Origin of the sequence: Teichococcus deserti (assembly GCF_001982615.1) — a bacterium.
In the GTDB taxonomy this organism is placed as follows: Bacteria; Pseudomonadota; Alphaproteobacteria; order Acetobacterales; family Acetobacteraceae; genus Pseudoroseomonas; species Pseudoroseomonas deserti.
The window spans coordinates 1-8,117 of sequence record NZ_MLCO01000068.1 but is presented as its reverse complement, the minus strand read 5'-3'; the positions used below and the strand labels follow the sequence as shown (position 1 = coordinate 8,117).

The window sequence follows — 8,117 nt, the reverse complement described above, 5'->3', positions numbered from 1 at the left end:
ACTGATAGTTCGAGCAACACCACGGCCACGACCAGTGCCAATGTTGCGCTGAACGTGCTGAACGTGGCCGACGCCCCGGCGCTGACGTTGCCAACGCTGCCGCTGGCCGGGCTGGAGGACACTTCCATCGCCCTGCCGGTTGCCATCGGCACGCTCAGCCCGACGGAATCGGTCAGCGTCACCATCAGCGGCCTGCCGACCGGGGCGACGCTCTCGGCCGGGACGCACAGTGCCGACGGCAGCTATACCCTGACCCAGGGCCAGCTCGTCGGCTTGACGCTGAATGCGCCGGATCCGGGCAATACGACGCTGCATGTGACGGCCACCGTCACCGACAGCAGCAGCGGCACCACCGCCAGCACCAGCGCCAATCTGGGTCTGACGGTGCTCAACCTGGCGGATGCGCCCAACCTGACCCTGCCGGCTTTGCCGATCACCGGGCTGGAAGACCTGCCGCTGGCCCTGCCCATCGCCATCGGCACGCTCGGCACCTCTGAGACCGTCAGCGTCAATATCAGCGGGCTGCCGGTGGGCGCGACGCTCTCGGCCGGGACGCACAATGCGGACGGCAGCTACACCCTGACCCAGGGGCAGCTGGTGGGCCTGACCATCACCACTCCGGATCCTGGCAACACGACGCTGCATGTCACCGCGACGGTGAGCGACAGCGGCAGCAACACCACGGCGACCACCAGCGCCACTATTGGGCTGACCGTGCTGAACCTGGCCGATGCGCCCAGCCTGGCCTTGCCGGGCCTGCCGGTGGTCGGACTGGAGGACGGGCCGATCGCCCTGCCGATCAGCATCGGTGCTCTGGGCAGCACCGAGACGCTCAGCGTCAATGTCAGCGGCCTGCCGAGCGGCGCTACCCTTTCGGCCGGGACGCACAACCCGGACGGCAGCTACACCCTGACCCAGTCGCAGCTGGTCGGGCTGACGCTGACCGCGCCGGATCCCGGCAACACCAACCTGCATGTCACGGCGACGGTGACCGACAGCCTCAGCCATACCTCCGCCAGCACCTCGGCCGACGTGGCGCTGAACGTCATCGCCACGCCGACCCTGCCGAGCATCAACCTGCCTTCGATCCCAATCGTCGGGCGGGAGGATGCGCCGATCTCGCTGCCACTCGGGCTCAGCGGCCTCAATGTCGGCAGTCTGGCCTCGGTCAACATCAGCGGCCTGCCGGCGGGGGCGACGCTGTCGGTCGGCGCGCTGCAGGCCGATGGGAGCTACACGCTCGATCCGAGCAACCTGCTGAACAATCTGCTGAACCTGTCGATCACCGCGCCGGATCCAGGCACCGTGCCGCTGAAGATCACCATCAGCGTCACCGAGCCGATCACCCACACCACGGTCAGCGCCGTCGCGGCCCTGCCGATCACCGTGCAGAATGTTGCCGATGCGCCGACCATCACCCTGCCGGCCGGCAATGCGCTGACGGTGCTGGAGGATGCCTGGAGCAATCTGTCGATCGGTCTCTCCAACCTGGCGCCGACCGAATCCTACAGTGCGATCCGGCTGACCAACCTGCCGAGCGGCGCCACCCTGAACCATGGCGTGAAGGACCTGCTGACCAACAGCTGGACGCTGAACCTCGCCGATCTCAGCGGGCTGCAGATCGACGGCACCGCCCCGGGCACCGCCAATATCGGCGTCTCGGCGACGGTGCTGGACAGCTCCACCCTGACCACGGCGACCAGCACCAGCACGCTGGCGCTGACCATCCTGAACACCGCCGATCCGGCGACACTGAACCTGCCGCTGCTCAACAACGTCAATGCCAAGGTCGGGCAGAACACCTCGCTGGCCAGCTCGGTCAGCGGGCTGCAGCCGACCGAGACGGTGTCGATCAAGGTCAGCGGCTTCGCCCCGGGCGCGACGCTCTCCACCGGCGCGCTGCAGGGCGACGGCAGCTATGTGCTGACCCAGTCGCAATTCGCCGCGGCCACCGTCAAGCCGACGACGAGCACCGATTTCGACCTGACCATCACCGCCACCACCACGGACACTGTGACGCACACCACCGCCACGGTGACCGACACGCTGCACATCAACGCCTACACGCTGATCCCCTGAAAGGATGCGCGGCCCGGCAGCCGCCGGGCCGCGTTCAGCTTGCATCAGGCTTTCCCGCCTAGTCTGGCGGGAGGCAGCGCCGGCCGAAGCCGGTCAGGACAGGACCGAGAGGGATCCCATGAGCCAAGGCATGGCAACTTCCGGCAAGACGCGCCTGCTGATCGTGGATGATTCCATGTTCATGCGCATGGCGATCTCCGCCATGTGCGAGCTGCGCGACGATATCGAGGTGGTGGGGGAGGCCGAGAACGGCGACGAGGGCGTCGCCATGGCCGGCGAGCTCGCGCCCGACGTCATCACCATGGACCTCGACATGCCGAAGATGGACGGCATCACCGCGACCAAGCTGATCACCGAGCAGCGCCGCGTGCCGATCATCATCCTGAGCTCGCTCTCCGAACGCGGCAGCGAGCTCACCTTCCGCGCCCTGAATGCCGGGGCCAGCGACTTCGTCTGCAAATCGGCCTCGGCGCTGGACGTCGATCTCAGCACCATCGCCGAGACCCTGGTCGAGAAGATCCAGCACTGGGGCAAGCAGTCCCGGCTGCAGGCCGAGCCCGCCGGCGCCGGCGTCGCGGCGCTGGGACAGCAGCATCACGACCTGGCCTTCGCCATGGCCGGGGAGGGCGGGCCGCAGGCGCTCTCCACCCTGCTGCAGGGCATTCAGCGGCTGCGCATGCCGATGCTGGTCGCCCCCGACCTGCCGCCGCCGATGTTCGGCCCCTTCCTGCGCTTCCTCGAGACCCGCATCGCCCTGCCGATTTTCGCCGCCGAGGACGGCACGGCGCTGGGCCATGACCGCGTCGCCGTGCTGCCGCCGGGCCAGCTGGCGCGGCTGGATTTCGGCGCCGGGGCGCCGGTGCTGCAGGTCTCGGCCCAGCCCAGCCTGTCGGTAACGCCGCTGGCCTCGCTGCTGGCCTCGCCGGGCCTGGGCGAGCGCAAGCTGCTGGTCCTGGCGCTCAGCGCCCTGCATGCCGACACCACGGCGGCCGGCAAGCTGCGCAGCCTGGGCCACACGCTGGTGGCGCAGGACCCCGAGCATTGCATCGCCCGCGGCGCCAGCGACGCGCTGCTGCAGACCGGGCTGGTCAGCGCCGGCATGGGCCTGGCCGATATCAAGCAACTCGTCATGGAAGGACAGGCCGATGGCTGATGACGCCGCCCGCGAGGCCGTTCGCCAGAAGCTCGAGCAGATCCGCAGCCTCTATGCGGCGCGGCTCGGGGAGAAGCTCAGCGAGCTGGACGCCGCGCTGGAGCAGAGCCGCCGCAGCGGCGACGGGCGCGACCTGAAGCTGGCACTGCGGCTGGCGCACAACGTCGCCGGCACCGCCAGCGTGGTCGGGCTGCGCCGGGTCGGGCTGGCGGCGCTGGAATTCGAGAAGCTGCTGGACAGCATGGTGGAGAATGCCGGCCCGGCGCCCGATGCCGCACTGGCCGCCGCCGCGCGCAGCCTGCATGAAGCGGCGGCAGCGGAGCTCGGGCTGCAGCAGCACCCGTGACGGCTAGAGACCCAGCCGGTCGCGGATCCGCCCCTGCCAGACGGTGGCCGCCACGCCGAGCTTCCAGAAGCGGTGGAAGGGCATCGGGCGGACCGGGCTGAAGGGCATGTCGATGGCGGCCTGGGGGGTGCCCATCAGGCGGCGCGACAATTGGCGGCCCATGGCGGTGGCCATGGCGACGCCGCGGCCGTTATAGCCTAGCCCGATCAGCAGGCCGGGCGCCGGCTCGTGCAGATGCGGATAGTGGTCGGCCGTCATCGCCACCTGGCCGTTCCAGCCATGCGTCCAGCGGCGGCCCTGCAGCGCCGGCCACAGCGTCTCGGCATAGCGCACCAGATATTGCACCGGGTCGGGATTGCCGATCGGGCGCTGCGGGCCGCGGCCGCCCATCAGCAGCCGGTTGCCCTGGTCGACGCGGTAGTAGACGGTGATATGGCCGCTCTCATAGACGGCGCTGCGCAGCGGCAGGATGGCCTTGGCCACCTCTTCCGGCAAAGGCTCGCTGGCGACGATCGAGCTGTAGACAGGGGCGACGCTCTGCCGCAGCCCGGGCCAGAGCTCCCCGGTATAGCCGTTGGTGCCCAGCACCACCTGCTCCGCCAGCAGCGCGCCTTGCGGCGTCGTCACCCGCCACAGCGACCCTTCGCGCGCCAGCGACACCGCCGGCGTGCCGCCGAAGATCCGCGCGCCCAGCTGCGAGGCCGCCTTGGCCAGGCCGCGGGCATAGGAGAGAGGATTAACGTCGCCGCCGCGCGGGTCGTAGAGGGCGCCGGCATAGCGGGTGGTGCCGGTCATGCCGGCGACCTCGGCCGCGTCGCGATAGACCACCGGCATGCCGCGGCGGGCGCATTGCTCGGCGGTGGAGGCCGCGGCGGCGGCGTTCTGCGGCCGGATGGCGGCGCGCAGCGTGCCCTGCTGCCGCGCCTCGCAGCGCAGCTGATGGCGGCGCACCAGGTCGAACAGCGCGTCGGGCGCGCCATAGGACAGCGCCAGCATGCGCTCGCCCAGGTCTTCGCCATGGTCGGCGACCACCTGGTCGGGATCGGGCTTCAGCCCGGGATTGACCTGACCGCCATTGCGCCCCGAGGCGCCCCAGCCGGGCTCGGCCGCCTCGATCAGCGCGGCGGAGACGCCTTGCTCCGCCAGGTGCAGCGCGGTGGACAGGCCGGTGAACCCGCCGCCGATGATGGCTACCGGCACGTGCAACTCTTCCTGCAACGGCGGAAAGACAAGGCCTGGCTCGGCGGTCTCGGCATAAAGGCTGGGGGGAAGTGAAGGAATCATTCCTTGTCCTCCAACGGGCGCAGCACGCGGCGAAGGAAATCCTGGGTGCGGGGGGCGCGGGGGGCGACCAGCACCTCGGCCGGCGGGCCCTCTTCCACGACCTTGCCGCGATCCATGAAGACGACATGGTCGGCCACCTCGCGGGCGAAGCCGATCTCGTGGGTCACCACCATCATGGTCATGCCACCGCGCGCCAGGTCGCGCATGACGCGCAACACCTCGCCGACCAGCTCGGGGTCCAGCGCGCTGGTCGGCTCGTCGAACAGCACGGCGCGCGGCTTCATCGCCAGCGCCCGGGCGATGGCGACGCGCTGCTGCTGCCCGCCGGAGAGCTGCGCCGGATAGCTTTTCTCCTTGCCCGCCAGCCCGACCTGGGCCAGCAGCGCCATGCCCTCGCGCTCGGCGGCCTCGCGGGCGACGCCGAGGGCATAGATCGGGCCCTCGGTGACATTCTCCAGCGCCGTGCGATGGCCGAAGAGGTTGAAGCGCTGGAACACCATGCAGACCCGCTGCCGCACGGCGCGGATCTCTTTCTGCGTCCGGTCGACGCGCAAGCCGTCGACGCGGACATCGCCGCCCTCGTAGCTCTCCAGCCCGTTGACGCAGCGCAGCAGCGTCGACTTGCCGGAGCCCGAGGGGCCGATGACGCAGACCACCTTGCCTTCCGGCACCCGCAGGGAAATCCCGTCGAGCACCCGGTTGCTGCCGAAGCTCTTCTGCAGTCCGTCGATCTCGATCATGCGCGCCCGAATTTTTTTTCCAACCGCCCGACCAGGATGATCAGCGGGACGCTCAGGGCGAGGTAGAGCAAGGCCGCCAGGGTGAAGACTTCCTGATTCTTGAAGGTGGACGACGCGATCAGCCGCGACTGCGTGGAAATCTCGGCAACCGTGATGACGCTCGCCTGGCTGCTGTCCTTCAGCATCATGATCAGCATGTTGCCATAGGGCGGCAGCACGATGCGCACCGCCTGCGGCAGCACCACGCGGGTCAGGATGCGCCACCGCGGCAGGCCCAGGCTTTCCGCCGCCTCGATGGCGCCGGGATCGACCGCCAGCATGCCCGACCGGAAAACCTCGCCCATATAGGCGGAATAGGCGACGCCCAGGCCGATCACGCCGGCCTGGAAGGCGGTCAGGTCGATGCCCATCTCGGGCAGCACGAAATAGATGTAGAACAGCTGCACGATGATCGGGATGCCGCGCAGGATGTTCACCAGCGTCTTCGCCGGCCATTCCAGCCAGGCGATGCCGGAGGTGCGCATCAAGGCCCAGACCAGGCCGAGCAGCGTGGCGATGACCAGGGCGCAGAGGGTGACCGCCACGGTCACCCAGACGCCCTGCAGCAGGATCGGCAGGAAGTCGCCGGCCGATTGCAGGAAGCCGGCGAAGGTCATCCCTGCACGGAGGGCGGCAGGTTCCACTTGGCGATCAGCGCCGCGACGCTGCCGTCGCCCAGCATCTTGGCCAGGCCCGCATTCAGCTTCGCCATCACCGGATCGCCCTTGCGGGTGCCGAGATTCACGGTGCCGACGACGCTGGGCTTGTAGCCCGGCAGCAGCTTGACGCCGCGGAAGGCGCCCTGGGCGATCTGGTAGCCGACGATCGGCCCGTCGCCGAAGCCCACCTTGATGCGGCCGAGCGAGACGTCGCGGATGATGTCGGCGACGCTGTCATAGGTGCGGACGTCCATCCCCGCCCGCTTGGCGGCATCGGCATAGGTGGTGCCCAGCTGGGCGCCGGCGGTCAGCCCCTTCATCTGCTCCATGCTGGTGAAGGTGACGCTGTCGTCGTCCTTCACCACCGCGCCCTCGCCATAGGCGTAGACCGGCTCGGAGAAGTCGATCTGCTCGCGCCGCGCCGGCGTCGCCGTCATGGCGGCGGCGATGATGTCGATGCGGCTGGTGGTCAGCGACGGGATCAGCGCCGCGAAAGGCGTGCCCTGGACATCGACGCCGAAGCCCTGATCCTTGCCGATGGCGGTGATCAGGTCGACCATGAAGCCGGTGATGCTGTTGGTCTTGGTGTCGAGGAAGGTGAAGGGAATGCCGGTCGGCGTCGAGCCGACCTTCAGCACCGTCGCCTGCGCCATGGCAGCCGGCGCCGCCGCCGCCCCGAGCGCGGCCAGGCCGGCCGCCAGCAAAATCCGACGCTGCATCATCGATCTTCTCCCGGCTGCGGAAACCCCGTTGCCGGCATCAGGCCATGGCGAAGCCCCGGCTGCCAAGCCAGATTTTCACTGAACTGACAGAAATGCCCGAGGGATTATGACGGGCTTGAAACCCCGCTTTTCAGCCGGCTCTCGCCCGCCTTGTAGAAATACTGGCTGGCCACCAGCCAGCCCTTCAGCGGCCGCAGCGGCGGGATGCAGGTCAGCAGCATGAAGGGCAGGCTGGTGACAAGGTGGACCCAGAAGGGGGCGGCGAAGCGCGCCTCGATCCACAGCGCCAGCACCACGCTGGGCACGCAGGCGAAGCAGATGACGAAGAAGGCCGGGCCGTCGGCCGGGTCGGCATAGGAATAGTCCAGGCCGCAGACCTCGCATTCGCGGCGGAGCGCCAGGAAGCCGTTGAAGATGTGGCCCTGGCCGCAGCGCGGGCAGCGGCCGCGCGTGCCGGTCTGGAAGGGGGAGAGCGGCGGCCACGCCTTGGCGGGGGTGCCCATGGCTGAAGAAAATCCCTGGAAGGGGCGGCAGAGGGGCCTGCCGTCAATGCTGCATTGTATGTGGTATGTATGGAGATTGCGTCAAGCCAAATCAGACCACCAGGCGCGGCCTGTCCGGCCCGCGGCGCAGCAGCTGCGCCACCACCGCCAGGCCCTGGCGCAGCGCGCCGCGCCCTTCGGCGGCGCCGAGGCCGAGGCGCAGCGCCTCCGGCGGCACTCCCAGCGCGAAGGCGTCGCTGGCCACGGCGCCGATTCCCGCGGCGCGGAGCTCGGCCAGGAAGGCCTGGCGCGACCAGGGGGCGGGCAGGGGCAGCCAGGCGTGGAAGCCCTCCGGGTCGGCGATGACCGCCTGGCCGGACAGGGCCTCTGCCAGGATGGCCTGGCGGGCGGCGGCCTCGGCGCGCAGCGCGTCGCGGATGGCGCAGGCAGTGCCTTCCTCGATCCAGCGGGTGGCGATGCCGGCGGTCAGCGGCGAGGCCAGGCCGGCGGTGGCCCGCAGCGCCTGCGCCGCCCGCGCCGTCAGCGCCGCGTCGGGCAGCAGCAGATAGGCGATGCGCAGCGCCGGCGACAGGCACTTGGCCAGGCCGGCGAC

8 protein-coding genes and 1 pseudogene are annotated in these 8,117 nt (G+C 69.7%); 3 read left to right on the top strand and 6 right to left on the bottom strand.

Features of this window, described 5'->3' with window-relative positions; genetic code table 11:
* The 3 genes from BKE38_RS31920 to BKE38_RS08680 all read left to right on the top strand — a co-directional run.
* On the top strand, positions 1 to 2,079 hold a 2,079-nt coding region (locus tag BKE38_RS31920), incomplete at its 5' end, for a hypothetical protein (protein WP_420014310.1).
* 118 nt (positions 2,080 to 2,197) lie between these two features.
* Positions 2,198 to 3,232: a response regulator gene (locus BKE38_RS08685; RefSeq protein WP_165694148.1), complete on the top strand. Its 1,035-nt coding sequence runs from the start codon at positions 2,198 to 2,200 to the stop codon at positions 3,230 to 3,232.
* On the top strand, positions 3,225 to 3,578 hold the full coding sequence (locus BKE38_RS08680; protein ID WP_076956927.1) for an Hpt domain-containing protein: 354 nt from the start codon (positions 3,225 to 3,227) through the stop codon (positions 3,576 to 3,578). The genes BKE38_RS08685 and BKE38_RS08680 overlap by 8 nt, the downstream gene beginning before the upstream one ends.
* Before the next feature lie 3 nt (positions 3,579 to 3,581).
* On the opposite strand, the gene BKE38_RS08675 is transcribed toward BKE38_RS08680, so the two are convergent.
* The 6 genes and pseudogenes from BKE38_RS08675 to BKE38_RS31915 form a co-directional block, all read right to left on the bottom strand.
* Positions 3,582 to 4,778 carry an NAD(P)/FAD-dependent oxidoreductase gene (locus BKE38_RS08675; RefSeq protein WP_242662293.1) on the bottom strand — a complete coding sequence of 399 codons (1,197 nt, stop codon included), beginning with the start codon at positions 4,776 to 4,778 and terminating at the stop codon, positions 3,582 to 3,584.
* Between the two features lie 80 nt (positions 4,779 to 4,858).
* Positions 4,859 to 5,602, bottom strand: a complete 744-nt coding sequence (locus tag BKE38_RS08670; RefSeq protein ID WP_076956925.1) for an amino acid ABC transporter ATP-binding protein — start codon at positions 5,600 to 5,602, stop codon at positions 4,859 to 4,861.
* A complete protein-coding gene (locus BKE38_RS08665) occupies positions 5,599 to 6,285 on the bottom strand; it encodes an amino acid ABC transporter permease (RefSeq protein ID WP_242662292.1) in 687 nt (228 codons plus the stop codon). The genes BKE38_RS08670 and BKE38_RS08665 overlap by 4 nt, the downstream gene beginning before the upstream one ends.
* Complete coding sequence (locus BKE38_RS08660) at positions 6,255 to 7,019, bottom strand: ABC transporter substrate-binding protein (protein WP_242662291.1); 765 nt, start codon at positions 7,017 to 7,019, stop codon at positions 6,255 to 6,257. The genes BKE38_RS08665 and BKE38_RS08660 overlap by 31 nt, the downstream gene beginning before the upstream one ends.
* A gap of 107 nt (positions 7,020 to 7,126) precedes the next feature.
* Positions 7,127 to 7,525, bottom strand: coding sequence for a DUF983 domain-containing protein (locus BKE38_RS08655; protein ID WP_076956922.1), 399 nt, complete (start codon positions 7,523 to 7,525; stop codon positions 7,127 to 7,129).
* A gap of 91 nt (positions 7,526 to 7,616) precedes the next feature.
* A pseudogene (locus BKE38_RS31915) lies at positions 7,617 to 8,117 on the bottom strand (PLP-dependent aminotransferase family protein); the annotation flags it as partial.

Coding starts and splice junctions, on each gene's coding strand:
- BKE38_RS08685 (WP_165694148.1), top strand. CDS start 2,198: ATGAGCCAAGGCATGGCAACTTCCGGCAAGACGCGCCTGCTGATCGTG.
- BKE38_RS08680 (WP_076956927.1), top strand. CDS start 3,225: ATGGCTGATGACGCCGCCCGCGAGGCCGTTCGCCAGAAGCTCGAGCAG.
- BKE38_RS08670 (WP_076956925.1), bottom strand. CDS start 5,602: ATGATCGAGATCGACGGACTGCAGAAGAGCTTCGGCAGCAACCGGGTG.
- BKE38_RS08660 (WP_242662291.1), bottom strand. CDS start 7,019: ATGCAGCGTCGGATTTTGCTGGCGGCCGGCCTGGCCGCGCTCGGGGCG.
- BKE38_RS08655 (WP_076956922.1), bottom strand. CDS start 7,525: ATGGGCACCCCCGCCAAGGCGTGGCCGCCGCTCTCCCCCTTCCAGACC.